22 protein-coding genes and 1 riboswitch are annotated in these 23,651 nt (G+C 70.5%); of the genes, 13 read left to right on the top strand and 9 right to left on the bottom strand.

From position 1 onward, the window contains the following. Positions 1–2: 2 nt before the first annotated feature. The 5 genes from hpnH to ACFWSK_RS05850 all read left to right on the top strand — a co-directional run bounded on the left by hpnH (position 3) and on the right by ACFWSK_RS05850 (position 5,296). Positions 3–1,022 carry an adenosyl-hopene transferase HpnH gene (gene hpnH / locus ACFWSK_RS05870; RefSeq protein WP_383782406.1) on the top strand — a complete coding sequence of 340 codons (1,020 nt, stop codon included), beginning with the start codon at positions 3–5 and terminating at the stop codon, positions 1,020–1,022. Positions 1,023–1,119: 97 nt separating this feature from the next. After that, positions 1,120–3,030 (top strand): 1-deoxy-D-xylulose-5-phosphate synthase, encoded by a 1,911-nt coding sequence (gene dxs, locus ACFWSK_RS05865; RefSeq protein WP_383782404.1) that lies wholly within the window; start codon positions 1,120–1,122, stop codon positions 3,028–3,030. After that, the gene (locus tag ACFWSK_RS05860) at positions 3,027–4,424 is read left to right on the top strand and encodes an aspartate aminotransferase family protein (protein ID WP_383782402.1); all 1,398 of its coding nucleotides are present in this window, start codon (positions 3,027–3,029) and stop codon (positions 4,422–4,424) included. The genes dxs and ACFWSK_RS05860 overlap by 4 nt, the downstream gene beginning before the upstream one ends. 63 nt (positions 4,425–4,487) lie before the next feature. After that, positions 4,488–5,096, top strand: a complete 609-nt coding sequence (locus tag ACFWSK_RS05855) for a helix-turn-helix domain-containing protein (RefSeq protein ID WP_383782399.1) — start codon at positions 4,488–4,490, stop codon at positions 5,094–5,096. 26 nt (positions 5,097–5,122) lie between these two features. Continuing rightward, complete coding sequence (locus ACFWSK_RS05850) at positions 5,123–5,296, top strand: DUF6126 family protein (protein WP_383782397.1); 174 nt, start codon at positions 5,123–5,125, stop codon at positions 5,294–5,296. Positions 5,297–5,310: 14 nt separating this feature from the next. On the opposite strand, the gene ACFWSK_RS05845 is transcribed toward ACFWSK_RS05850, so the two are convergent. Continuing rightward, the gene (locus ACFWSK_RS05845; RefSeq protein WP_383782395.1) at positions 5,311–6,123 is read right to left on the bottom strand and encodes a tyrosine-protein phosphatase; all 813 of its coding nucleotides are present in this window, start codon (positions 6,121–6,123) and stop codon (positions 5,311–5,313) included. A gap of 589 nt (positions 6,124–6,712) precedes the next feature. Continuing rightward, a riboswitch (cyclic di-AMP (ydaO/yuaA leader) is annotated at positions 6,713–6,871 on the top strand. Between the two features lie 4 nt (positions 6,872–6,875). On the opposite strand from ACFWSK_RS05845, the gene ACFWSK_RS05840 reads away from it, so the two are divergent. Both ACFWSK_RS05840 and ACFWSK_RS05835 read left to right on the top strand, forming a co-directional pair. Continuing rightward, positions 6,876–7,856 (top strand): peptidoglycan DD-metalloendopeptidase family protein, encoded by a 981-nt coding sequence (locus tag ACFWSK_RS05840; protein WP_383782393.1) that lies wholly within the window; start codon positions 6,876–6,878, stop codon positions 7,854–7,856. 186 nt (positions 7,857–8,042) lie between these two features. Beyond that, positions 8,043–8,897: an SGNH/GDSL hydrolase family protein gene (locus ACFWSK_RS05835; RefSeq protein ID WP_383782391.1), complete on the top strand. Its 855-nt coding sequence runs from the start codon at positions 8,043–8,045 to the stop codon at positions 8,895–8,897. On the opposite strand, the gene ACFWSK_RS05830 is transcribed toward ACFWSK_RS05835, so the two are convergent. Genes ACFWSK_RS05830 through ACFWSK_RS05810 form a run of 5 tightly spaced genes read right to left on the bottom strand, consistent with a single transcriptional unit; the run spans position 8,883 to position 14,091 of the window. Further along, complete coding sequence (locus ACFWSK_RS05830; RefSeq protein ID WP_383782389.1) at positions 8,883–9,764, bottom strand: STM4011 family radical SAM protein; 882 nt, start codon at positions 9,762–9,764, stop codon at positions 8,883–8,885. The two genes, ACFWSK_RS05835 and ACFWSK_RS05830, sit on opposite strands and share 15 nt — an antisense overlap. Before the next feature lie 7 nt (positions 9,765–9,771). Beyond that, on the bottom strand, positions 9,772–11,157 hold the full coding sequence (locus ACFWSK_RS05825) for an STM4012 family radical SAM protein (protein ID WP_383782387.1): 1,386 nt from the start codon (positions 11,155–11,157) through the stop codon (positions 9,772–9,774). After that, positions 11,154–11,966, bottom strand: a complete 813-nt coding sequence (locus tag ACFWSK_RS05820) for an STM4013/SEN3800 family hydrolase (protein ID WP_383782609.1) — start codon at positions 11,964–11,966, stop codon at positions 11,154–11,156. The genes ACFWSK_RS05825 and ACFWSK_RS05820 overlap by 4 nt, the downstream gene beginning before the upstream one ends. A 34-nt stretch (positions 11,967–12,000) precedes the next feature. Beyond that, a complete protein-coding gene (locus ACFWSK_RS05815; protein ID WP_383782385.1) occupies positions 12,001–13,134 on the bottom strand; it encodes an STM4014 family protein in 1,134 nt (377 codons plus the stop codon). A gap of 6 nt (positions 13,135–13,140) precedes the next feature. Beyond that, a complete protein-coding gene (locus tag ACFWSK_RS05810; RefSeq protein ID WP_383782383.1) occupies positions 13,141–14,091 on the bottom strand; it encodes an STM4015 family protein in 951 nt (316 codons plus the stop codon). Between the two features lie 174 nt (positions 14,092–14,265). Between ACFWSK_RS05810 and ACFWSK_RS05805 the strand changes: the two genes are divergently transcribed. Further along, on the top strand, positions 14,266–14,592 hold the full coding sequence (locus ACFWSK_RS05805; protein ID WP_383782381.1) for a hypothetical protein: 327 nt from the start codon (positions 14,266–14,268) through the stop codon (positions 14,590–14,592). Positions 14,593–14,674: 82 nt separating this feature from the next. Further along, a complete protein-coding gene (locus ACFWSK_RS05800) occupies positions 14,675–15,676 on the top strand; it encodes a DUF6745 domain-containing protein (RefSeq protein WP_383782379.1) in 1,002 nt (333 codons plus the stop codon). A gap of 56 nt (positions 15,677–15,732) precedes the next feature. Here ACFWSK_RS05800 and ACFWSK_RS05795 read toward each other — a convergent pair whose 3' ends face one another. Next, positions 15,733–16,344, bottom strand: coding sequence for a TetR/AcrR family transcriptional regulator (locus ACFWSK_RS05795; RefSeq protein WP_383782377.1), 612 nt, complete (start codon positions 16,342–16,344; stop codon positions 15,733–15,735). A 112-nt stretch (positions 16,345–16,456) separates the two neighbouring features. Then, positions 16,457–17,671: a Glu/Leu/Phe/Val dehydrogenase dimerization domain-containing protein gene (locus ACFWSK_RS05790; RefSeq protein ID WP_383782375.1), complete on the bottom strand. Its 1,215-nt coding sequence runs from the start codon at positions 17,669–17,671 to the stop codon at positions 16,457–16,459. Positions 17,672–18,035: 364 nt separating this feature from the next. Between ACFWSK_RS05790 and ACFWSK_RS05785 the strand changes: the two genes are divergently transcribed. Both ACFWSK_RS05785 and ACFWSK_RS05780 read left to right on the top strand, forming a co-directional pair. Next, positions 18,036–18,476, top strand: a complete 441-nt coding sequence (locus ACFWSK_RS05785; RefSeq protein ID WP_383782372.1) for a PPOX class F420-dependent oxidoreductase — start codon at positions 18,036–18,038, stop codon at positions 18,474–18,476. A 117-nt stretch (positions 18,477–18,593) separates the two neighbouring features. After that, positions 18,594–19,835: an MBL fold metallo-hydrolase gene (locus tag ACFWSK_RS05780; protein WP_383782370.1), complete on the top strand. Its 1,242-nt coding sequence runs from the start codon at positions 18,594–18,596 to the stop codon at positions 19,833–19,835. Between the two features lie 287 nt (positions 19,836–20,122). Here the strand turns inward: ACFWSK_RS05780 and ACFWSK_RS05775 are convergent, their stop codons facing one another. After that, positions 20,123–20,677: a hypothetical protein gene (locus ACFWSK_RS05775; RefSeq protein ID WP_383782368.1), complete on the bottom strand. Its 555-nt coding sequence runs from the start codon at positions 20,675–20,677 to the stop codon at positions 20,123–20,125. Positions 20,678–21,084: 407 nt separating this feature from the next. Between ACFWSK_RS05775 and ACFWSK_RS05770 the strand changes: the two genes are divergently transcribed. Together ACFWSK_RS05770 and ACFWSK_RS05765 are read left to right on the top strand one after the other, a co-directional pair. Further along, a complete protein-coding gene (locus tag ACFWSK_RS05770; protein ID WP_383782366.1) occupies positions 21,085–23,208 on the top strand; it encodes an ATP-binding protein in 2,124 nt (707 codons plus the stop codon). Between the two features lie 7 nt (positions 23,209–23,215). Then, positions 23,216–23,650, top strand: coding sequence for a roadblock/LC7 domain-containing protein (locus ACFWSK_RS05765; protein WP_383782364.1), 435 nt, complete (start codon positions 23,216–23,218; stop codon positions 23,648–23,650). The last annotated feature ends 1 nt before the right edge of the window (position 23,651 follow it).

Genomic DNA, 23,651 nt, shown 5'->3' with positions numbered 1-23,651 from the left:
AGATGGCCATGCCGCTCCGTCAGTCCATCAAGGTTGCGACGTATCTCATCGAACAAAAGCTCCGAAAGCGGAAGAAATTCCCGCTGATTGTTGAGCTGGAGCCCCTGTTCGCCTGCAATCTGGCGTGCGAGGGCTGCGGGAAGATCCAGCATCCGGCAGGTGTGCTCAAGCAGCGCATGCCCGTGGCCCAGGCCGTCGGCGCGGTGCTCGAATCAGGTGCGCCGATGGTGTCCATCGCCGGTGGCGAACCGCTGATGCACCCTCAGATCGACGAGATCGTGCGTCAGTTGGTGGCGAGGAAGAAGTACGTCTTCCTCTGCACCAACGCGATGCTGATGCGTAAGAAGCTCGACAAGTTCACGCCGTCGCCGTACTTCGCGTTCGCGGTGCACATCGACGGGCTGCGCGAGCGGCACGACGAATCCGTTGCCAAGGAAGGGGTCTTCGACGAGGCGGTGGCGGCGATGAAGGAAGCCAAGCGCCGCGGCTTCCGGGTCACCACCAACTCGACCTTCTTCAACACCGACACCCCGCAGACCATCATCGAGGTACTCAACTTCCTCAATGACGACCTCAAGGTCGACGAGATGATGATCTCGCCCGCCTACGCCTACGAGAAGGCCCCCGACCAGGAGCACTTCCTGGGTGTCGAGCAGACCCGGGAGCTCTTCAAGAAGGCGTTCGCGGGTGGCAACAGGGCCCGCTGGCGCCTCAACCACTCGCCGCTCTTCCTGGACTTCCTGGAGGGCAGGGCCGACTTCCCGTGTACGGCGTGGGCGATCCCCAACTACTCGCTCTTCGGCTGGCAGCGGCCCTGCTACCTGATGAGCGACGGGTACGTACCGACGTACCGGGAGCTCGTGGACGACACCGACTGGGACAAGTACGGACGGGGCAAGGACCCGCGCTGTGCCAACTGCATGGCGCACTGCGGTTACGAGCCGACCGCCGTCCTCGCCACCATGGGGTCGCTGAAGGAGTCCCTGCGTGCCGCACGGGAGACGATCGGCGGGAACAGGTGACGTCATGACCGCTGCAGGACCGGTCGCACTGGGTCTCCCCGTGCTGCCGGCCCGGCCGTGACCGTGAGCTGAAACCGGACCACAGAGGGGGCCGAGCGTGACGCTTCTGGAATCCATCAAGGGGCCACAGGACCTCAAGGCGCTGAGCGGACCGGAACTCGACGAACTCGCCGCCGACATCAGGACGTTCCTGGTGCACGCGGTGTCCAGGACAGGTGGTCACCTCGGACCCAACCTCGGGGTGGTGGAACTCTCCATCGCCCTGCACCGGGTCTTCGACTCGCCCGTGGACCGCATCCTGTGGGACACCGGGCACCAGAGTTACGTGCACAAGCTTCTCACCGGACGCCAGGACTTCTCGAAACTGCGCGGGAAGGGCGGCCTGTCCGGCTACCCGTCCCGCGAGGAGTCCGAACACGACGTCATCGAGAACTCCCACGCCTCGACCGTCCTCGGCTGGGCCGACGGCCTGGCCAAGGCCAACGAGGTCCTCGGGCGCCCGCACCATGTCGTCGCGGTCATCGGGGACGGTGCCCTCACCGGCGGGATGGCCTGGGAGGCGCTGAACAACATCGCGACCGCCGAGGACCGCCCGCTGATCATCGTGGTGAACGACAACGAGCGCTCGTACGCCCCGACCATCGGTGGCGTGGCCGACCACCTCGCCACTCTCCGTACGACCGACGGCTACGAGCGTTTCCTTTCGTGGGGCAAGGACGTGCTCCAGCAGACCCCCGTCATCGGGCAGCCGCTCTACGGATCGCTGCACGGCGCCAAGAAGGGGTTCAAGGACGCCTTCGCCCCGCAGGGCATGTCCGAGGACCTGGGCCTCAAGTACGTCGGCCCGGTCGACGGACACGACACCGCCGCCGTCGAGTCCGCGCTGAGGCGCGCGAAACGTTTCCACGGGCCGGTGCTCGTGCACTGCATCACCGAGAAGGGCCGGGGCTACCCGCCCGCCCTCGGTGACGACGCCGACCGCTTCCACACCGTCGGGGTGATGGACCCGTTCACCTGCGAACCCCTCGTGATGCCCGCCGGCCCTTCCTGGACCTCTGTCTTCGGTGACGAGATCGTCGCGATCGGGGCCGAACGGCCCGACATCGTCGCCGTCACCGCGGCCATGCTGCACCCCGTCGGACTCACCAGGTTCGCCGAGGCGTTCCCCGGCCGGATCTGGGACGTGGGCATCGCCGAGCAGCACGCGGCCGTCTCGGCTGCGGGCCTGGCCACCGGCGGGCTTCACCCCGTCGTCGCCGTCTACGCGACCTTCCTCAACCGGGCGTTCGACCAGCTGCTGATGGATGTCGCCCTGCACCGGTGCGGGGTGACCTTCGTCCTCGACCGGGCCGGAGTCACCGGGGCCGACGGCCCCTCGCACAACGGCATGTGGGACATGTCGGTGCTCCAGGTCGTCCCCGGCCTGCGGATCGCCGCACCGCGCGATGCCGACCAGCTCCGCGCGCAACTGCGCGAAGCCGTCGACGTGGACGACGCCCCGACCGTACTGAGGTTCCCCAAGGAGTCGGTGGGGGACCCGGTTCCGGCCATCGGGAGGATCGGCGGCATGGACCTCCTGCACCGCGCCGACGATCCCGACGTCCTCCTGGTGGCGGTCGGTGTGCTCGCAGGGGTCTGCCTCCAGGCCGCCGACCTGCTCGCCGGGGCCGGCGTCCGCTGCACGGTCGTGGACCCGCGCTGGGTGAAGCCGGTCGACGAGCAGCTCGCCCCGCTCGCCGCGGACCACCGGCTGGTCGCCGTCGTGGAGGACAACAGCCGCAGCGGCGGCGTCGGCTGGGCCGTCGGTCAGGCGATGCGCGATGCCGGGATCGACGTACCGCTGCGCACCTTCGGCATCCCCGAGCAGTTCCTCGCGCACGGCAAACGAGGCGAGGTGCTCGCCGACGTCGGACTCACCCCGGTGGAGATCGCCGGACAGATCAGCGCCGTCCTCGCCGCCCGGCGGGCGAAGGCGGAGCATCCGGCACCGAAGGAGAGCGGGGCATGAAGGACGACGGGACCGAGAGCTTCGATCTGAGGCGGCTCCTCGCCGAACGGGGCGGCGAACGCTACGAGTTGCACACCAGACATCTCAACCACCAGTTGCCCCGCATGCTGCGCACGATCGGCTTCGACAAGGTCTACGAACGGGCCGAGGGCGCGTACTTCTGGGACGCGGAAGGTAACGACTACCTCGACATGCTCGCCGGGTTCGGGGTGATGGGTCTCGGCCGGCACCACCCCGTCGTACGCAAGGCGCTGCACGACGTCCTCGACGCCTCACTGGCCGACCTCACCCGGTTCGACTGCCAGCCGCTCCCGGGACTGCTGGCCGAGAGGCTGCTCGCCCACAGCCCGCATCTGGACCGGGTGTTCTTCGGCAACAGCGGTACGGAGGCCGTGGAGACGGCCCTGAAGTTCGCCCGGTACGCCACCGGGAAGCCCAGGATCCTGTACTGCACGCACGCCTTCCACGGGCTGACCACCGGCTCCCTCTCGGTCAACGGGGAGGCGGGCTTCCGGGACGGCTTCGCCCCGCTGCTCCCGGACACCGCGATCGAGCTCGGCGATCTCGGCGCACTGCGGCGCGAGCTGAAGCGCGGAGATGTCGCGGGACTCGTCGTGGAACCCATCCAGGGCAAGGGGGTGCACGCCTCACCGCCCGGCTTCCTGCGTGCCGCGCAGGAGCTGCTGCACCAGCACAAGGCGCTGCTCATCGTCGACGAGGTGCAGACGGGCCTCGGCAGGACGGGTGACTTCTACGCGTACCAGCACGAGGAGGGCGTCGAGCCCGACCTGGTCTGTGTCGCCAAGGCGCTCTCCGGCGGCTATGTGCCGGTCGGGGCGACGCTCGGCAAGGACTGGATCTTCAAGCGCGTCTACTCGTCCATGGACCGGGTCCTCGTCCACTCGGCGAGCTTCGGTTCCAACGCGCAGGCCATGGCGGCCGGTCTCGCCGTACTCGCGGTGATGGAGGACGAGGAGACGGTGGCGAACGCCCGCCGCACCGGTGATCTGCTGCGCGAGCGGCTGGCCGCGCTCGTCGACCGCTACGAGCTGCTGCACGAGGTGCGCGGACGCGGACTGATGATCGGGATCGAGTTCGGCCGGCCGTCCTCCCTCAAGCTCCGCAGCCGCTGGACCATGCTCCAGGCGGCCCGCAAGGGGCTCTTCGCGCAGATGGTCGTGGTGCCACTGCTGCAGAAGCACCGGATCCTCACGCAGGTGTCCGGGGACCACCTGGAAGTGATCAAGCTGATCCCACCGCTGGTCATCGGTGAGCCGGAGGTGGACCGGTTCGTGAGCGCCTTCACGGCGGTGATGGACGACGCGCACAGCGGGGGCGGGCTGATGTGGGACTTCGGCAGGACCCTGGTGAAACAGGCAGTCGGCAACCGCTGAGCGGAGGTTTGCCTCAGAGGCAAAAAGTTTGCCTCTGAGGCAGGATCCTGGCCCAATGGAGACATGAATCCTCCTGACGGAGGGGCGGCCGACGAACTGCCCGGGGTCGCTCCGCGCTTGCGCGACCTGCGCCGCAGCCGTGGCCTCACCCTGGAGACCGCCGCCCAGCGGGCGGGGCTCTCACCCGCCCACCTGTCCCGGCTGGAGACCGGCCGCAGGCAGCCGTCGCTGCCCATGCTGCTGGGGCTGGCCCGTGTCTACGGTACGACGGTTTCCGAGCTCCTCGGGGAGGCTCCGGCCCAACGTGACGCGATCGTCCGCGGCGGAGCGTTCACGGGCGCCGAGGCCGACGGCTGGATGTACCGCCGGGCCGGCGGCTCCGGCCGGGCCATGCAGGCGCTCCGCGTCCGCGTCCCGTACGGCGCCCAGGGCGATCTCGTGCGCGTCCACCCCGGCGAGGAATGGCTGTACGTGCTGGAGGGCCGGCTGAGGGTCGGTCTCGGCGAGAGCGTGCACGACCTCGAACCCGGAGACAGCGCGCACTTCGACTCGCTCACCCCGCACCGGATCGCCGCCGCCGACCGCGACGGCGCGGAGCTGCTCTTCGTCCACACGCTGCTGCAGAGTCCGGCGGCCGAACTCTGTCTGGGCAGCGGCCTCCACCGCCGCTGACACCCGACACCGAAGGAAGGACTGTCATGTCCGATTCAGAGCACTACGATCCGCTCAGCCCGAGGTCCCGGAAGGGCTACGAGGCGCAGGAACGCAAGTTCCCGCGCGGTGTGGTGATCAGGCTCGTCGCCTACCTGGTCGCCGGGCACGTCTTCGCGGCCTTCCTCTATCTGCTGTTCGAGGTGGCCGGCAAGGGCTGACGCCGAGGAGCTGGTCACGCCTCCTCGGTGAGGCGCTCCCGCAGCCGCTCACGGGTCTCGGGGGACAGCTTCAGCCCCTCGGTGAGGTAGCGCTCAGTGCCGCCCCAGGTCTCCTCGATGGTGCTGAAGGCCGCCGCCAGGTATTCGGCGCGCGCACCGAAGAGCGGGTTCAGGAGCTCCATGACCTCGTCGGACATACCGACCGCGGAGGTGTCGCTGCGCTTCACCTTGTACCGGCGGTGGGCGTCGTTGGACATCAGGTAGTCCGCCTCGATGGCCTCGCGCTCCACGCCGACGGCGAGCAGTGACACCGCTATGGACAGCCCCGCACGGTCCTTGCCCGCGGCGCAGTGCATCAGGGCGGGGACACTGTCCTCGGCCAGCGCGTGCAGCACCTGGCTGTGCTCGCCTGTGCGGTCCTTGATGATCGAGCGGTACGAGGCGATCATGCGGTCCGCCCCCTTGCCGTCCGCGAGGATCGAGCGCAGCTGCTCGATGTTGCCGTCGCGGACCAGCCGCCAGAACTCGGCGCCGTCGGCCGGGTCGGAGAGCGGAATGTTGACGTTGCGTACGCCTGTCAGCTCCACGTCGTGGCCGTCGAGCTTGTGGTCGGCGGCGTTGCGGAAGTCGAAGATCGTGTGCAGGCCCAGTCCGTCGAGGAACGCCGTGTCCTGCTCCGTGGCCTGCGCCAGGTGACCGCTGCGGTAGAGCCGGCCGAACCGCACCCGGCGGCCGTCCGTGGTCGGCAGGCCCCCGACGTCACGGAAGTTGCGTACACCGGTCAGCTCGGTGTGCGTCGGCGGGACCTGCGGCAGCTGCTGCGTCACAGTGGCTCCTGGAGTGTCTGGTGTCGGCGCTGCTCGCCGACGAGGGCACGGTCGTGACGATACGACATTGATTCCCCAGGCAATCATCTTGCCCCGGAGGCTGCCGTTCCGTGCGGCACCGTTCCTCGTGCGGCGCCCACGGTCGATGATGTGCGGAACTGTGTGGATCTGTGGGGCGGCGTGATCGAGTCAGGCGGCAAGGGTCGGACCTGGCTGCTCGTCGGGGTCAGGGGCGCGCGGTGGGTTTTCGCGGACGCGGTGTCTGGACGCGAGGGTGCTGAGGCTCCGTCGTACACGGTGACCAACGCGTGTCCGTATTGATGCATTTAGCGGAACATGCCCTACTTATGGGGGAGATGGCGGTCGGCTGGTGAGCGGGATCATATCCGTGACGGTGTGTGGCGGCCCGCCCTGCGGGAATTCCGCGTACCGCACGGAATGACAAGATCCGTAATCCACGGAGTGTGACCGCAAATCCGCGCCGGAATTGAATCGCGCATTCCGGTGCTTCGGACGCGGCTTGTTCCGGCCGTCCTTACTCGCTTACGGTCACCGTCAATCCGGACGGACCGCCTAATCCTGCCGCCGCCCGGAATCCGCACCCACTCACGCGTGGCAGGAGCGGGGGACCCAGGTAAGCCGCCGTTCCGGAGGAATCCGGAACGGCTCGGGGTGAAGTCGCGCCAGCGCGACCGGGCATCTCCAGCCCGAACCCGACAGCTCACCTCGTAGGCGCCGGAGAGGAATTCCCCATGCCCGCAAAGGGTAAGCACCGTCGTACGAAGTCCAGCCCGATCGTCCGTGGCATCTTCGCCGCCGGGACCGGTGGCGCCGTCCTCGCCCTTCCGCTGATCGGTGCCACCGGAGCGCACGCCGCGGAGCAGGCCGCGCCGTCCGCCAAGTCCACGGCCGCCTCGGTCGCCGCGGCGCACACCGCGCCCGCCGCAGTGTCCAAGGCCGCCCCGAAGACCTACTCCGTGGTCTCCGGCGACTATCTGTCGAAGATCGCCGCCGAGCAGAAGATCAAGGGTGGCTGGGAGAAGCTGTACAAGGACAACCGTGAGGTCGTCGGCGACGACCCGAGCCTGATCTTCCCCGGCACCGAACTCACGCTCGGCGCCAAGGCGTCCGGCTCCGCCGGGGCCGCTCCTTCGAAGGCCGCAGCCCCCAAGGCGGCCGCGCCGAAGGCCGCGGCCCCCAAGGCCGCCCCGTCCAAGGCCGCGGCCCCGAAGGCGGACACCTCCGCCAACTCGGCCTCCTCCTCCGCCGAGTCGGTCACCTCGACGAACGCCAGCACCTCCACCGCTGCCTCGGAGAGCACCGACTCCGGCTGGGCGGCCCCCGTGGCCGACGCCACCGTCACCACGCCGTACCGCGCCTCCGGCTCCATGTGGTCCAGCGGTTACCACACGGGTGCGGACTTCCAGGCCGCCTCCGGCACCAGCGTCCGGGCCATCGGCCCCGGCACCGTGGTGTCGGCCGGCTGGAGCGGTTCGTACGGCAACGAGGTCGTCATCAAGCACGAGGACGGCATGTACTCCCAGTACGCCCACCAGACCTCGCTGAACGTGTCGGTCGGCGAGACCGTCACCGGCGGCCAGCAGATCGGTCTCTCCGGTTCCACCGGCAACTCGAGCGGTCCGCACCTCCACTTCGAGGTCCGCACCGGCCCGAGCTACGGCTCGGACGTCGACCCGATCTCGTACCTGCGTCAGCACGGCGTCTCCCTCTGAGACGAGCGGCAGTGAGGAAGGGCGGTGCGCGGCGGCGCACCGCCCTTCCTCGCGTTCTCACCGGTGCCGCGAGGGCCGCCACTTATTCCGGCTTTACCAAAAACTGACCGGGTGGTCTATCTCACCACCCGTCAACCCCGTATTACGGTCGCGTAGGTCACATTCGCAGGTGCAGGATAAGGGCTTGTGGCAGACGATTCGAAACTCAATCAGCGCGGTGTCCAGGGCGTCATGGGCGTCAAGAGCGTCATAGGTTCGTACGCGGCGATTGGCGACAGCTTCACCGAAGGCGTCGGCGACCCCGGCCCCGGCGGGACCTTTGTCGGCTGGGCGGACCGTTTCGCGGTGCTGCTGGCGGATCAGCTCGCGGTCACCTACGAGGAGACAGCTGTCATCGCGCCACGGCACGGCCGTTTCCGGTACGCCAATCTCGCCGTGCGCGGGCGGCTCCTCGACCAGATCGTCGAGGAACAGGTCCCGCGGGCCAAGGAGCTGGCACCCGACCTCGTGACCTTCTGCGCGGGCGGCAACGACATCCTCCGGCCGGGAAGCGACCCCGACGACGTGGCCGAGCGCTTCGAGCGCGCCGTCGCCGAACTGACCGGTGCGGTCGGCACCGTCATGGTCACCACCGGCTTCGACCCCCGTCACATGCCGGTGCTGCGGCACCTCCGGGGCAAGATCGCCACCTACACCGCCCATGTGCGCTCCATCGCCGACCGCTACGACTGCCCGGTCCTCGACCTGTGGTCGCTGCGGCCCGTGCAGGACCGCCGGGCCTGGGACAACGACCGGCTGCATCTGTCACCCGAGGGACACATCAGGGTCGCGCTCCGCGCCGCCCAGGTCCTCGGCCTCGACGTGCCGGCCGACCCCGACCAGGCATGGCCGCCGCAGGCCCTGCGCCGCCCGTTCGACGACCGGCGAGACGACATCCACTGGGCCCGCGAGTACCTGGTCCCCTGGATCGGGCGACGGCTGCGCGGTGAATCGTCCGGCGACCACGTCGAGGCCAAGCGCCCGGACCTACTGCCGCTCTAGGGCACGCTCCGGGAGGGGGAGAGCGCCCGGGGACGGTATCCGCTCCAGCACGCCGCCCGCGAAGACGTCGTACAGCGGCAGCGTCTCCAGGTGCACATAGCCGATATGGCAGTCGCAGACGGCGAGGGGACAGCCGCGCGGGCCCAGGGCCCGGCGGTAGCTCCCGTCGTAGAGGTTGCCGAGCTCCGCACGGACGAAATGGCATCGCCGCACGGTGCCGTCGCCGTCCACCGAGATGACCGACTCACCGGTCCGGCAGGGCAGCCCGGCCGAGGTGTGGGGGTGCCGGCTGTAGGGGAACAGGGGGTCCAGGGCCGTCCAGCGGTCCGCCTCCTCGTCCGTGTACGTGTGCCCCTCGGCGGCATTGACCCAGAGGTAGACCTCGTCGGGCAGCGCCGCCCGCAGCCGCCGTGCCTCATCGAGGTGATCGTCGAGTCCGACGATCCCGACGCTGTGACGGACACCGAGCTCCGCCAGGTCACGGCACGTGCCGAGGAACCGGTCGTACGGAGTCTGACCCGGGTGGTACGTGCACCACAGCGCCACCTTGGCGAGATCGGCGTCCGCCAGCCAGCTGGTGCGGCAGCTGAGATTGGTCTGGATCGCGACCCGGCCGATGTGCGGCAGCCGCGAGAGTTCGACCAGCGCCCGGCGGTACCAGGAGCGGACCAGCCCCTCGCCCCACGGCGTGAAGAGCACCGAAAGCCGGTCGCCCGTCTGATCCGCCGCCCACGCGGTGAAGCGCTCCAGGGCGGCGCGGTCGCCGCGCAGTTGCCCGGGAGTGTCGCGCCGCTTGGCGAACGGGCAGTACGGACAGGCGTAGTCGCACGAGGCCAGCGGGCCCCGGTAGAGGATCGTCAGGTCCATGGCAGGCTCACTTCACTTCGTACGCGGCCATCGCGGCCCGTACAGCGGGGGAGAACAGCTCCGGGCCCAGCGCGTCCGAATGCGCCAGTCCCTCCGGGGAGAGGCGGAGCGGACCGCGGCCGGCCGGCCCGGCCAGCCAGCCACGCGCCGCGAAGCGCTCCAGCTCCGAGGAGAAGTCGTCGTACGGGTCGGTGCCGAACCGGGCGCGGTACTCCACGCTCTCCAGGCCGTCCGCCTGGAGAAGGGACTGCAGCAGATGGCGCCTGCGCGCCTCGTCGCCGTCCACGTACCGCCCCACCTCGGCCCGGGAGAAGTCCTCCGTCGTGGTGAAGCCGTCGATGATGCCCCGGATCTGCCGCATCTCCACCGCGTAGTCGAAGGAGTAGTGCAGCGAGGAGGTGTACGAACGGGCGCCGCAGCCGAGACCGATCATCCCGTCGGTCTGGCAGGCGTAGTCGTCGGGGCCCTCGTGCGGGGCGCCGGCACGGCGGAACATCCGCATCGACACCTGCTCGTAGCCCTCGGCGAGGAGATGATCGCGCCCCGTGCGGTAGAGCCGCAGCCGCTGCTCGTCCCACGCGGCGTCCGCCGCGGTCCCGGTCCCGGCCGGGGAACCGGGCGGTGTTCCGGCGCCGAGACGGCCCAGCCCCGTCAGCGGGCGCACGTACAGCGGATAGAGGTACAGCTCCTCGGGACTCCAGGCCAGCGCCGCGTCCAGTGAAGCGCGCCAGGTGTCCTCCGTCTGGCCGTCTATGCCGTAGATCAGATCGATATTGAGGACCGGGACGCGGGCATCACGGATGCGGCCGAGGGCCGCCTCCACATCGGCCCGGCGCTGCGGGCGGACAGCGGCGCGGGCCTCGTCGTCCACGAAACTCTGCACACCGATGCTCACACGCGTGGCTCCCCGGTCGGCGAGGACGGCCAGCCGGTCCGCCGTAGCCGTGGAGGGCGAGGTCTCGACACTCAGGGGGACGGACCGGAGGTCCGCGCCCATCCGCTTCTCCGCGATGTCGCAGAGCCGCTCCAGCTCGGCCGCGGTCAGGAACGTGGGTGTACCGCCACCGAACGCCGCAGCGGCGAAACGCACCGGACCCTCGTCCCCCAGGGCGTCTCGTACCGCCGTGGCCTGACGGTCCAGCGCGTCGAGATAGCGCGTCGTCAACTCCTCCGGCGCGCCGATCCGCGTGAACAGATTGCAGAAACCGCAGCGGACCTCGCAGAACGGAATGTGGACGTACAGGGAGAGCGCGTCCTTGCGCTCCGCCGCCCACAGCTCGCTCAACAGGGGCCGCCCGGCGGGGTGTCCGCCGAGGGGGCGGTACGCCGTCTTGTGCGGGTAGGCGTAGACGTAACTCTGATACGGCCTGACGGCGGGTGTGGCGATGGTCATCGGGCGGCCCCCGGTTCGAGGAGGAAATGGGCGTAGGGGACGGTCCAGACGGCTTCGTGACCGAGGCGGTGACCGGTGTAGCCGTCGTCGCCATAGGCCGTGCCGTGGTCCGAGCAGACGATGGCGAAACACCTGCGGCGGCTGCTCGCCGCGGCGAAGAGCCGGCCGATGTGACGGTCGACGTACTCCAGCGCGGCGGCGTGGGTGTCCCGCGAGTCACCCGCGTCGGGCGTGGCACCGTCCTGGTGGAACCAGTTGGGCTGGTGCAGGGCTGCCACATTGACGAAGAGGAACAGCCTCTGCTCTTCGGGGAGTTCCGCGACCACCTGCTCGGCGCGGGCCACCTGCTCCTCGAACGAGGTGGGGGAGGCGACACCGAAGGCGGGCTCCCAGTGGCTCTCCTGGAACAGGTCCGGGAGTACGGAGCCGAGCGGCCCCCGCTTGTTGAAGAAGCCGACGCCGCCGATGCACACCGTGCGGTAGCCGGCACCGGCGAGCCCGGAGACCAGATCGGGGGTGTCGAAGACGAAGGTGCCGTCCGCCGTGGTCTCGCTGCCGGCGAAGCGTGCCGCGAACAGGCGTGGATGAGGGCCCGGAGCGGCGGGAGTCGGGAGGAACCCGGCGAACATCGCCTGGTGGGAGGCGTAGGTGAAGCTCCCCGGTGCATGCCGCTTCTCCCATGCGCCGCCGGGCAGATGGCGGGCCAGGTTCGGGATGCGTCCGGCCGCTGCCAGCTCCGCCGCTACATCGTGACGCAGGGTGTCCAGGGTCACGAGCAGCAGATCGTGGATGCCCACGATCCGGCTCATGTCGGGTTCGGCTTCCGGCCGGTGCGGGGTGGGGTCAGGGGGCAGCGTCGGCACGGTGGTTCCTTGATCGGTTCGGTACGGCGGCGACCTGCGCCGCATAGGTGTCCAGGTTCTCGGCGCCGCTGCCCGGCAGGCCGGTCAGACGCGGCAGCAGATCACCGAAGGCGTTGACCTCGCACACGGCGAAGCGCCGCCAGCCTGTGGCGGGCAGCAGATCGACGCCCACGCACAGGGTGTCGGGGAAGCAGGCGGCGGCGCGCTCGCACACGGCCAGGGCGGCGGCCCAGCTGCCGCCCGCGGCCTCGACCGAGGCCCTGACCGCGTCGAGGTCGCCGCGCTCGCCGCCGAGATGAAGATTGGTCATGGGGGAGCGGCTGGTCCGTACGACCGCGTGCGTCGCCCGGCCCGCCACCACCACGACCCGTAGGTCTGCTGCGCGGCCGTGCTGCGACGCCTTCGGCAGCCAGCGCTCGATGTGCAGGCCGTCCGGCGCGAGGGCGTCGACGACCGCCGCGACCTCGGCCTCCGTCGTACAGCGGCGCACCCGCAGCGAGTTGAAGAGGCGCCCTGCCGCGTCCCGCTCGACCGAGGTGGTCGCCCGAACCCGGCCGTCGCCGGCGGTCTCCACCGCCAGCACCCCGGAGGCGGACGAACCGTGGGCGAGCTTCACGAAGGCCCGCCGCATGCCACGCTCCCGCATCAGCGCACGCACATCTACCCACCCCCGCACGGCGGGCGCTGCGTGCCCTGACGTCGGTGACTCCGGTACGGGCACTCCGGCGCCGCTCAGCACGGCGTGGCACAGCCGCTTGTCGAACAGCACCGCGATGTCCCCGGGATCGTCGAGCAGGACCGCGCCCGCCGCGGAGGCCGCCCAGGCCACGTCCCGCACGGCGGCGGTGAACGCCGCGTACCACCGTGCGGAACCCTCCACCCTCGTGGGATCGTCGACCCCGCGCAGAAGCCGCTCCACCTCGGCGTCCTCGCCGGGCGAGTCGATCCGGACGGACTCTCCCGGGAGGAAGACCGCCTCGCCGCGCAGCACCGCCCGCCAGGGCACCACACGCGCCTCGGGCAGCCCGGCGGCGCGCACGGCGTCCTGGAAGAGGGTGACGCGGCGATTCCCCGGAATACCGACAACCGCGAAGCGCGGCGCCCGGCTGCGCATGTCAGCTCACTCCGCCACGGTCGTGTAGCGGCCCTCGGCACCTCGGTCGCCCCACGGCGTATTGCGCTCCGACAGGTCGACCTTCACACCGTGCGGTTCAAGGGCCTCGCGGACGCGGCGCTCCATCGGTTCGGTGAGGAAGTGGTGATGCAGATCGAGCGCGCCGAGGTGTGTGAGCGGCTGACCTTCGAGGAGAGCGGCAGCGCCCTCGTCACCCAGCGTGCCGGAGGACAGGTCGAGCGTCTGGAGCTGGGCGACGACCGGGGCCGAGGCGATCGCCGTCGCGATCTCGTTCTGCAACTCGCTGTTGCGCAGGCCGAGGTGGCGCAGTGCCGGGAAACGGGTGCCGGTCAGCAGCGGCTGGAGATCGGCCGTCGCGGCATCGCCCCCGTACGCCGAAACGCCCAGCCAGAGCTCCAGCCGTTCCAGCGCGGGCAGTTCGCTGTCCAGCACACCGCGGACCACCTCCACGGGCAGACCGCCGGACTCGATGGTCAGTCCGCGCAGGCTCTCGTGCTTGAGCGGCGGGAACCGCATGCCCGCGCCCCCACGCACACCCAGGGCCACAAGACGGGGGAAGGCGGTGAGCAGCGGAGTGACGTCTCCGTGTTCGATCCAGGAGATCTCCGCCTCCTCCTGCACCAGATCCCCGACGAAGACAGCCTCCAGCGAGGTCAGCCGGTCGGCGGCCGCGACGACGAGACCGATCGGGTACGAGGAGTCCTTGTCGTACGACTCGCCCCACTGCCCGATGATCAGGGCACGGACCCCGGCCGGATCGACCTCGTCGAGGAAGGCGTTGAACTCCTCCTCCCACGTACGGTCCTCGTCCTCGTACGGCTCGACGCCGATGCGCCAGGCCGCGGCGTCGGCGGCGGGGCGGACCGCAGCGGTCCCGCTCTCGAAATCGACGGCGGGAAGGCCGATCAACTCTTGCAGGTGGTCGACATCGGGCATGGTCCTGAGCTCCTGTCGCAGGGGCGGCTGATGTCCGCAAGGTCTATCAAGGCCCACTGACAGCCCCGCGACCGGGGACGCGGTGCGGCTGCGCCGCCGCCGATTGTCAGACCCTCGCCGTAGCGTTTTCCACGTGGTCGGCACAGTGGGTGCCGAGCCGGAGGGGAGACGTCTGTGTACCGGCAGGGCGATGTGCTGATCGTGGAGTTGGAGGAGTCGGCGGTGCCCGCGCACCTGTTGGAGGCGCCGGGAGAACTGCGTGACGGGCGGGGGCGCCTGGTGCTCGCGCTGGGCGAGGTGACGGGCCACGCGCACGCGGTTCTGGGTCCGGGCCGGCTGATGCGGGAGGCGGGGGCGTTCGGCCCGATGCTGCTCCATCTGCCGGAGGGCGGACGTGTGGTGCACGAGGAGCACGCGGTGATCCCGCTGCCGAAGGGCTGGTTCCGCGTCGTGCGCCAGCGGGAGTACGCACCGGGCGCGGTCCGCATCGTCGCGGACTGACCGGCGCTCAGGAGCGTGCTCCTGAGACCAGCGGCCGGCGAACAGAAGTCAGGGATCAGAGAACAGGGGACGGGGACAACCGATGCAGTATGTGAACTCTTGGCGGGCCGTGGCGGCGGCGACGGGCGCGGCGGACCGGTCGGCGGCGGAGGACGGCGTACGGCTCGCCTACCGCGGTGCGGGGCTCGACGAACCGGAGACGATCGTCTGGGCCGATTCGCCCAGGGCGGGCGTCGAAGCGGTGGAGAAGCTCATCGACGCGGGCCGCTCGGTGCGCGACGACGTCCGCACCCGGCCGTGGGCGGACGAGCGGCGCAGGATGTACGACGAGTTGGGCCCGGCGGGCTGGTCGGCGCTCTGGTCCGCCACCGGGGCGCAGCTCTGGGAAACCACCGCGGCGCTGGCGGAACGGATACGGGCCGGAGTGGTCGCGGACCTCTCCGAGAGCCCACAGGACGAGTCCGATGTGCGGCTCGTGCTGCTCGACGCGGTCCTCGGACAGCACGACGCGGCCTGGCTGGCCGCCTTCGACGGCCGGGGGGACCGGCTGGCCGGGCCGGCGGCGGTCGCCAGGAACGCCGGGTGGTGGTGGCCGTACGAGCGCGCCGTGGTGATCAGTGAGCGCCCGGTGTCCCTGCACCGGGACGAGGCGGGACGCCTCGACCACGGGGACGGCCCTGCGCTGTCCTACCCCGACGGTTTCGCGCTGCACGCCTGGCGGGGCATGCCGGTGCCGGCCGAGTTCCTGGCGGGCCTGGCGACCCTGACTCCTGAACGGATACGTGGCGAGGAGAACGCGGAACTCCGCCGCGTGATGCTGGAGTACTACGGCTACGACCGCTACCTCACGGAGTCGGGTGCCGAGCCGGTGCACCGCGACGAGACGGGGATCCTGTGGCGGATCGCCCTGGACGGCGACGAGGACGTGGTGATGGTCGAGGTGGTCAACTCCACCCCGGAGCCCGACGGCACGCACCGGACGTACTGGCTCCGGGTACCGCCCAGGACGAAGACCGCGAAGGAGGGCGTGGCCTGGACCTTCGGGCTGGACGGCCAGGCGTACGCCCCGGTCCGTCAGACCTGATCCGACGAGGCGAGGCGAGGGGAGCAAGCGGGAGAGCGGGCGCAGGGGAAGCCCGCTCAGGCGGTCAGCGCGGTGTGCTCCAGGCCCAGTTCGCGGGCGAGTGCCTCGTCGGTCCACTGAAGCATCGTGGCCCGCGAGAGCGGACCCGCGTACGAGGTCATCTGGACGGCCAGACCGTCGAGCAGGGCGGTCAGCCGCCAGGCCACGGACATCGGGTCGTCGCAGTGGAACTCACCGGCGGCGGCGCCCTCCTCGATGACCTCAGCCAGCTCCGCCTTCCACTGCTGGTCGAGATCGCCGGCGACATTGCGCAGCGCGGGATCGCGCAGCGATGCCGCCCAGCCCTCGATCCACAGACGCCAGCCCTTGGCCTGCCCCGTCGGCGCGTACCACCGGACGGCCGCCCGCAAGCGCCGCACGGCGCTGGTGCGGCGCGTCAGCAGCTTGCGCAGATGGGCGAGGTCGGCCTCCGCGGCGTACGCGAACGCGGCCGCGACCAGCTTCTCCTTGGTCGAGAAGTGGTAGAGCACCAGCGCGTTGCTCACCCCGAGGACGGACGCCACATCGGCGATCCGCACGGCGGACACGCCACGTACCTCGATCTGTTCGACGGCAGCGCGCAACAGCTCCTCGCGTCGCTCCGCCACGCCCAACCGCACTCTCGCCACGCGGTCAGCCTAACGAACCGGCCGCCCGCGTCCAGGGCGGGGCGGACCGGGAGTGATCTTGACTAGCGGAACGGCCGCTGTCCAACGGGGGCCGAGGACGCGTTCACGCGGGTCACCGGTACCAGCCGAACCGCTCCGCCATCACCGGCAGCCGGTCGGCGACGAGGGCGTGGGCCGCCGCCCGCGGGGTGGAGCCGTCGGCCTCGGCCCGGCCCAGCATCAGCTCGATCAGCGCACGCATCGAGCGGCGGGTGTGCGCGAACGCCTGCTCGGCATCGGCGCCGATGTCGCCGAACAGGGTCCACCACCACCAGGCGTTCGTACCGGAGTTGACGACCACGTCGGGCAGTACAGTGACGCCGCGTTCCGCGAGCAGCAGCTCCGCATCCGGGAGTACGGGCATGTTCGCCGCCTCGACGACCCAGGGGGCCGTGATCTGTGCCTGGTTCGAGGCATCGATCGCGTACGAGACGGCTGCCGGGACCAGGATGTCGGCGTCCGCGGCCAGCCAGGCGTCGGCCGGGAGCTCCCGGTCCGCTTCCCGGAGTACGGAGCGGTCCACCGTGCCGTACGCGTCCCGCGCGGCCAGCAGCGCTTCGACGTCCAGGCCGGCCGGATTGGCGAGGGTGCCCTTGATATCGGCGACGGCGACGACCTTCAGCCCGGCCCGGGACAGGAAGCGCGCGGTCGCCCCGCCCATGGTGCCGAGCCCCTGAACGGAGACCCGCGCCCCGCGGTGGGCCACTCCCGCCCGGTCCAGTGCCGCGAGCGCCGACTCCGCCACTCCGCAACCACCGACCAGCTCGTCGAGTCCGATGCCGTCCACCGTCACTGCGAAGGCGTCCGCCAGACGCCGTCGCGCCGCCGACTCGTCGTCGAGCAGCGGGTAGACGGCCTGAATCGACGACACGAGTCCCGCCTCCGCCGCCGCGCGGTCGACCAGGTCCTGAGTGAGTCCGAGATCCTCGCCGGTCGTCCAGACGCTTTCGATGTACGGGCGCACCGCGCGGAGATACCGGACCAGGACGCCGTACGCGTCCGGGTCACGCGGGTCGCAGTCGATACCGCCCTTGGCGCCGCCGAGCGGGATGTACCGGGCCCGGTCGTCGTCGGCGTCGAAGTGCAGGGCCTCCTTCATCGTCATGCCGCGGGCCAGGCCGGTCACCTCGTCGAGGGTGCATCCCTCCCGCATCCGCAGCCCACCACTGGAGACGCCGCGCACCAGCCGGTCGACGACCAGATGCCCCTGACGGCCGGTGACGTGGTCCGTCCAGGTCAGCGAGATGTGGGGGGCGGGCAGGGGATGCGGTGGGTTCGTCGCCGGCATGGGGCGGGCTCCTCGGTCGGGCCCCGGGGCACCCCGTGGACCGGGATACTGAATGGCCAGTTAGTATCGGGAGGCGGGGCCGCCCCTGTCAAAGGGGCAGGCGTCCCCCGGCTCCCCGCAGCGGCCGGCGGACCCCGGGACCTCGCGGTGGTCCTTGAACCCCTGGCTGGTCAGGCCCAGCGCGGAATCGGTCCGCGCCCCCATGTTCTCCACGGAGATCATGGTGTTCCAGTGCCTTCCACCGGGCGGCCCGGCGGCGTGTGTGCGCCGCGGTTCACCCCCGGGACGGCCGGTGGCCCGCCGGATGTGACATACGGCCGTCCGTGCGCGGAATCCTGTGGCGCGCAGGGACGTTGGATCCGGTATGACAGGACTCGAATCCGGGCACGACGCGCTGCTGCGACTCATCGGTGAGCACGACTCCGGGGTGCTGGTGACGCTCAAGCGGGACGGCAGGCCGCAGCTGTCGAACGTCAACCACGCCTACGACCCCGAGGAGCGGCTGATCCGCGTCTCCATCACCGAGGGGCGGGCCAAGACCCGGAATCTGCGCAGGGACCCGCGGGCGAGCTATCACGTCACGAGCGAGGACCGCTGGGCGTGGGCGGTCGCGGACGCGAAGGCCGAGCTGACCCCGGCCGCGGCCGACCCCCACGACGCGACCGTGGAAGCGCTGATCGCGCTCTACCGGGACGTCAAGGGGGAGCACCCCGACTGGGACGACTACCGGCAGGCCATGGTCCGTGATCAGCGGGTGCTCCTGACCCTGCGCATCGAACACGTATACGGTCAGCTGCGTCCGTAGTTCCCGTGCGGCCGGGCTGCCTGTGGCGCGGTTCGTATTGCTCCGTTCACCGCCCCGATCTCGCCGCGACGGGCGGCGCGCACATAATGAGATGACATCCACCCCTCGGGAGACGTTGTGACCGGCGCCGATCATCAGCCCTCGCTCCGTACGAGACTCCGTTCGATGCGCTCCGCTGCATTCGGGGCGGATCCGGCCGGGGCCCGTATGGAACGCATTCTCCGCTCGCCCAACTTCGCCGACGGAGTGTTCCAGAACCCGGCGGGCGTCCGGACACCCACGTCCGGCACCAGGCTGGAGTTCGCGAAGGGCTTCTTCGACAAGGAGCAGCGGGGCCGCAGGTCGCCGGCCGGTGCCGTGCCCGTGCACGCCACCACCGCCGCCGATCTCGCGAAGCCGCCCGTCACCGGCCTCCGGCTCACCTGGATGGGGCATTCGAGCGTGCTCGCGGAGATCGACGGCCGCCGGGTGCTCTTCGATCCGGTCTGGGGCGAGCGCTGTTCCCCCTACTCCTTCGCCGGGCCCAAGCGCCTGCATCCGGTGCCGGTGCCGCTGGCCGCGCTGAGACCCGTCGATGTCGTCGTGATCTCCCACGACCACTACGACCACCTCGACCTGCCGACGATTCGCGCGCTGGCCGGCACGGACACGGTCTTCGCGGTTCCGCTCGGTGTCGGCGCCCATCTGGAGCGGTGGGGCGTGTCCGCCGACCGGACGCGCGAGCTGGACTGGAACGAGACCACCGAGGTGGCGGGAATCAGCCTCACGGCCACGCCCGCGCGTCACTTCTGCGGCCGTGGACTGCGCAACCAGCAGCACACGCTCTGGGCGTCCTGGGCGGTCGCGGGACCCGAGCACCGGATCTACCACAGCGGTGACACGGGCTACTTCCCGGGCTTCGCGGACATCGGCGCCGAGCACGGCCCGTTCGACGCGACGATGATCCAGATCGGTGCGTACTCGCAGCACTGGTCCAGGGAGCACACGGCCACGACGCCCCTTCCCGGCCTGTGGCCGGACATCCACATGACACCCGCGCAGGGGGTGCGGGCCCACCTCGACCTGCAGGGACACACGCCGCACGGGGTGCTGATCCCGATCCACTGGGGCACGTTCAACCTTGCCCCGCACGCCTGGGCGGAGCCGGCGGAGTGGACGAAGGACGCTGCCGAGGAGGCCGGTCAGGCGGTCGCGTTCCCCCGGCCGGGGGAATCGTTCGAGCCCGGCGGGGCCCTGCCCGTAGACCCCTGGTGGCGGGCCGTCTCCACCCCGCTCGCCCATCCGTGGCGACACCCCGAGCCGGTGGAGGCGACCGAGGCCGCCCCGCGTGGCGATCTCGACCTCGCGGGTGGCCGGTGACAGGCTGACGCGGCCCCGTCCGGCACAGGCGCGCCGGACGGGGCTGGTGCTCGCGCTTCGTGGCCTTCGTGATCGTCACCCGGAGGACCGGCGAGCAGGGCGATGTGCGGGGTCCTCGACCGCAAGCCCGGCCGGCCAGGGCCCGCCAGGACCGGCGCCTACGACGTCCGTGCTCATACGCGACGTGCGACCGAATCCGCCGTCGCTGGTCACCCGGACGTCCACCTGGGCCGTTCCCGGCGCGCTACCGGCGCACGGGCGTCCGGCAGCGCGGCACGGCGACGCCCTCAGTTGCAGGTGGTGGCTGAGCGAACGGCGTTGATGAGGTACGTGGTGGAAGCGGAACTTGTCTTCATGAGCGCGGTGACGTTGCCGCAGCCGCCCTTGGACTGGAAGACGGGGCCCGCGTACTGAGAGAAATTGCCTTCGTCGGTCGTGCAGGCGACGGCTGTGTAATTCGAGCACAGCTTCAGCTTCATCCACTTGGACGTACTGGTGTTGTTGTCGAAAATGGCGCACGTCGGCTGGTCGTTGATGCCCCCGGAGTACGGCTCCTTTCCGTAGGTGAAAAGAGTGCCCTTCCGGTCCGTGGACGTGGGCAGAGCGGAAGCGTTCTCCAGGACGTATCCCGTGCCGCAGAGGGTGGCCGCGGCCTGGACCGCTTCGGGATTCGCCGCCGCTTCCGCGCGAGTTTCACTGTTCGCGACCGACGACACGAGCGGGGTGCCGGCCAGGGGCCGCGAGCCGTCCGACGCGTGTGCCGGTGCTACGGCGAAACACAGGGACAAGGCTGCGCTGATCGCGATGAACGCGTGCGCGAGCGGTCGCATATGTCTGGGCACCGTTGATCTCCTGGTATCGATCGGGAGGGGTATGCGGGCAGCGACGGCGAGATCTGCGTCGCGGACGCGCGTGCAGTCGGGTGCCTCGCCGCAAGGGAAGTTATGTGAAAGCCCCGTGTGTGATCAAGAGTTCGAATTCGGCCATGGCGGCTTCCCCGTCCGGGCTGGTGTCAATCGTGCGTATTCGTCCGCGCGTGCGAGAGGTCATACCAGGGCGGGACGCAGGGCGGGCAAGTTCGACAACTGCACGTCGCGCATACGCGGTTGACGACTACCGTGTGTGCTCGGCGATCAACGGTGGGCTCATGTCTCTCGAGCCTGCCCAGCCATTGACCCGAGCCTGACCGACTGCCGTAGGTGTCACCACTGAACGCCGATTCCTGGTGCCCCACGTACCGAGGACGCTGATGTCTCAACTTCGCGCACCCGCCGCGCGACCGGAACGCCGAGAGAGCGGGCGGCACGGACGCCCGGGCGCCCGCTCCCACTCGGCCACGGCCAGGCCGCGCCCTGTTCAGCCGGCACCCGATGCCCGCATACGCCCCCAACTGCTCCGGACCGCGCTCCTGCCGACGATCGCCGCCGTGCTGAGTGGCGCCGCAGCCGTCATCTTCACCATCCGCGCCTCCGGCGAACGTCCGTCCGCCAGTCTCTGGGCCGCGCTCGGCGGCTCGGGAGCTCTGGCCGTCGCGGCCGTGGCAGCGGCGTTTCTCGGTGCTGGCCGGGTGGCCTCCGGGGTGCTCGACCGCTGCCAGGCACTGCGGCGCTCCAGCGCCCAGGGCCAGGCCGACCTGCAACGCCTCGTGGAACAGCTCCGCAACGGCGAGCCCGTGCCGGCCCGCCGCCCGCGGCAGCCCAACGACCCGGGGTCGGACGCCTTCGACCTGCTCGCCCAGGAACTGGGGCGCTCGCAGGACGGGGCCGTGGCGGCCGTCGTGCAGGCGTCCCGGCTCTTCAACAACAACGGAAACGAACAGAAGGTCGAGGTTTTCGTCAACCTCGCCCGGCGTCTCCAGTCCCTCGTCCACCGAGAGATCCAGATCCTGGACGAGCTGGAACACGAGGTCGAGGACCCCGACCTGCTCAAGGGCCTCTTTCACGTCGACCACCTGGCCACCCGCATCCGCAGGCATGCCGAGAACCTCGCCGTGCTGGGCGGAGCCGTCTCCCGGCGGCAGTGGAGCAACCCGGTCACCATGACGGAGGTGCTGCGTTCGGCGATCGCCGAGGTCGAGCAGTACCCACGGGTCAAGCTCGTGCCGCCGATCGACGGCACACTGCGCGGCCACGCCGTCGCCGACGTGATCCACCTGCTGGCCGAACTCGTCGAGAACGCCACCGTGTTCTCCGCCCCGCACACCCAGGTGCTGCTGCGCGCCCAGTACGTCACGGCGGGCCTCGCCCTGGAGGTGGAGGACCGGGGGCTCGGCATGCCGGGCCCCGAACAGAAGCGTATGAACGCCCTGCTCGCCGATCCCGACCAGGTCAATGTCGGCCATCTGCTGCAGGACGGCAGGATCGGTCTCTTCGTCGTCTCCGCACTCGCCAGGCGTCACGGCATCGCCGTACGTCTGCAGAGCAATATCTACGGTGGCACGCAGGCCGTACTGATCCTGCCGCACGCCCTGCTGGGCGTCGACGGCGATACCGACGGGGCGATGCGCCCCGATGCCGCACCGGTCCCGCCACCCGGAGCCGTTCACCGGCCGCCCGCCGATGACGTCATCGGACAGGCGCGGACAGGGCATCCGCAGACACCCCAGCCGCCCACCGTCCAGCCGCACACCTCTCCACTTCAGCCGCACACTCCTCCGCTTCAGCCGCACGCATCCTCGCTTCAGCCGCACACCCCTCCGCCTCAGCCGCACGCATCCCCGCTTCAGTCACCTCCGCCCCAGCCGCTCCGTGCCGAGCGCGTCGACCGTCCGGACACGGCCGGATTCCACCCGGGCGGCCGGACACCCGAAGAGCCCCGGGGACGACTCGGCGCCGGCACCGGAACGGCCTCCGCAGCGGGCGGCGCAAAGGATCGGCCGCAGCTCCCCAGGCGCAGCAACCAGGAGCATCTCGTCCCGCAGCTGCGGGAGGCTCCCGTTCCCCGCGTCGAGGACGAACACGCCGTGCACGACCCCGGTCTCGTCGCCGCGTTCCGGCGCGGAGTCGATCTGGCCGAGGCGCGGTCGTCCGAGGACACGGAACCCGGCACCACCTACGGTGCGAGCCTCGAAGTCCCCACGGCGGTCGCGCCGGTCCCCGGTACGCAACGGGACAACGGCCCGGCGCCGCTCCCCATCCGTGGACCGGGACCACGCAGAGGACCCGAGCCGCTCCGGCAGACGTACCCCGAGCCGGTGCACCCCGAGCCGCACCTGCTCGACCCGCACCTGTCCGACCCCCTTGTGCCGGACCAGCACCACACCGACCTGTACGTGCCCGACCCGCGCCCGTCCGACGCGCACCGCGCCGACCCGTACGTGCCCGGCTACGCGCCCGCACCGGTCAGCACCGCAGAGAACACCCCCAAGGAGTAGATGCACCATGGCGAGCGAAATGCCGTCCGGTCAGGTCGCCGACCTCGACTGGCTGTTGGGCGGGCTGGTCCAGCGCGTGCCCTATACGCGCAGCGCGGTCCTGCTCTCGGCCGACGGGCTGGTGAAATCCGTCCATGGCATGGACCCCGACAGTGCCGACCACATGGCGGCCCTGGCCGCCGGCCTCTACTCCCTCGGCCGCAGCGCCGGAGCGCGCTTCGGTGACAACGGTGACGTACGGCAGGTGGTCGTCGAACTCGACTCGACGCTGCTCTTCGTCTCCACCGCCGGGTCCGGCACCTGTCTGGCCGTACTGGCGGGGCGCGAGGCGGACGCGGCCGTGCTCGGCTACGAGATGGCCATGCTGATCAAGAGCGTCCGGTCCTATCTGATGACCCCGGTACGGCAAGCGGCCGGGGCACCGTACAGCCCGGGGCTGTGAG

Origin of the sequence: Streptomyces sp. NPDC058620 (genome assembly GCF_042717135.1) — a bacterium.
GTDB lineage: Bacteria > Actinomycetota > Actinomycetes > Streptomycetales > Streptomycetaceae > Streptomyces.
The sequence above is the reverse complement of the archived record's forward strand: the minus strand, read 5'-3'. Positions and strand labels throughout refer to the sequence as shown.

Coding starts and splice junctions, on each gene's coding strand:
- ACFWSK_RS05810 (WP_383782383.1), bottom strand. CDS start 14,091: ATGCCCGATGTCGACCACCTGCAAGAGTTGATCGGCCTTCCCGCCGTC.
- ACFWSK_RS05860 (WP_383782402.1), top strand. CDS start 3,027: ATGAAGGACGACGGGACCGAGAGCTTCGATCTGAGGCGGCTCCTCGCC.
- ACFWSK_RS05790 (WP_383782375.1), bottom strand. CDS start 17,671: ATGCCGGCGACGAACCCACCGCATCCCCTGCCCGCCCCCCACATCTCG.
- ACFWSK_RS05855 (WP_383782399.1), top strand. CDS start 4,488: ATGAATCCTCCTGACGGAGGGGCGGCCGACGAACTGCCCGGGGTCGCT.
- ACFWSK_RS05825 (WP_383782387.1), bottom strand. CDS start 11,157: ATGACCATCGCCACACCCGCCGTCAGGCCGTATCAGAGTTACGTCTAC.
- ACFWSK_RS05765 (WP_383782364.1), top strand. CDS start 23,216: ATGGCGAGCGAAATGCCGTCCGGTCAGGTCGCCGACCTCGACTGGCTG.
- ACFWSK_RS05840 (WP_383782393.1), top strand. CDS start 6,876: ATGCCCGCAAAGGGTAAGCACCGTCGTACGAAGTCCAGCCCGATCGTC.
- ACFWSK_RS05820 (WP_383782609.1), bottom strand. CDS start 11,966: ATGAGCCGGATCGTGGGCATCCACGATCTGCTGCTCGTGACCCTGGAC.
- ACFWSK_RS05785 (WP_383782372.1), top strand. CDS start 18,036: ATGACAGGACTCGAATCCGGGCACGACGCGCTGCTGCGACTCATCGGT.
- hpnH (WP_383782406.1), top strand. CDS start 3: ATGGCCATGCCGCTCCGTCAGTCCATCAAGGTTGCGACGTATCTCATC.
- ACFWSK_RS05850 (WP_383782397.1), top strand. CDS start 5,123: ATGTCCGATTCAGAGCACTACGATCCGCTCAGCCCGAGGTCCCGGAAG.
- ACFWSK_RS05770 (WP_383782366.1), top strand. CDS start 21,085: ATGTCTCAACTTCGCGCACCCGCCGCGCGACCGGAACGCCGAGAGAGC.
- ACFWSK_RS05830 (WP_383782389.1), bottom strand. CDS start 9,764: ATGGACCTGACGATCCTCTACCGGGGCCCGCTGGCCTCGTGCGACTAC.
- ACFWSK_RS05815 (WP_383782385.1), bottom strand. CDS start 13,134: ATGCGCAGCCGGGCGCCGCGCTTCGCGGTTGTCGGTATTCCGGGGAAT.
- ACFWSK_RS05800 (WP_383782379.1), top strand. CDS start 14,675: ATGCAGTATGTGAACTCTTGGCGGGCCGTGGCGGCGGCGACGGGCGCG.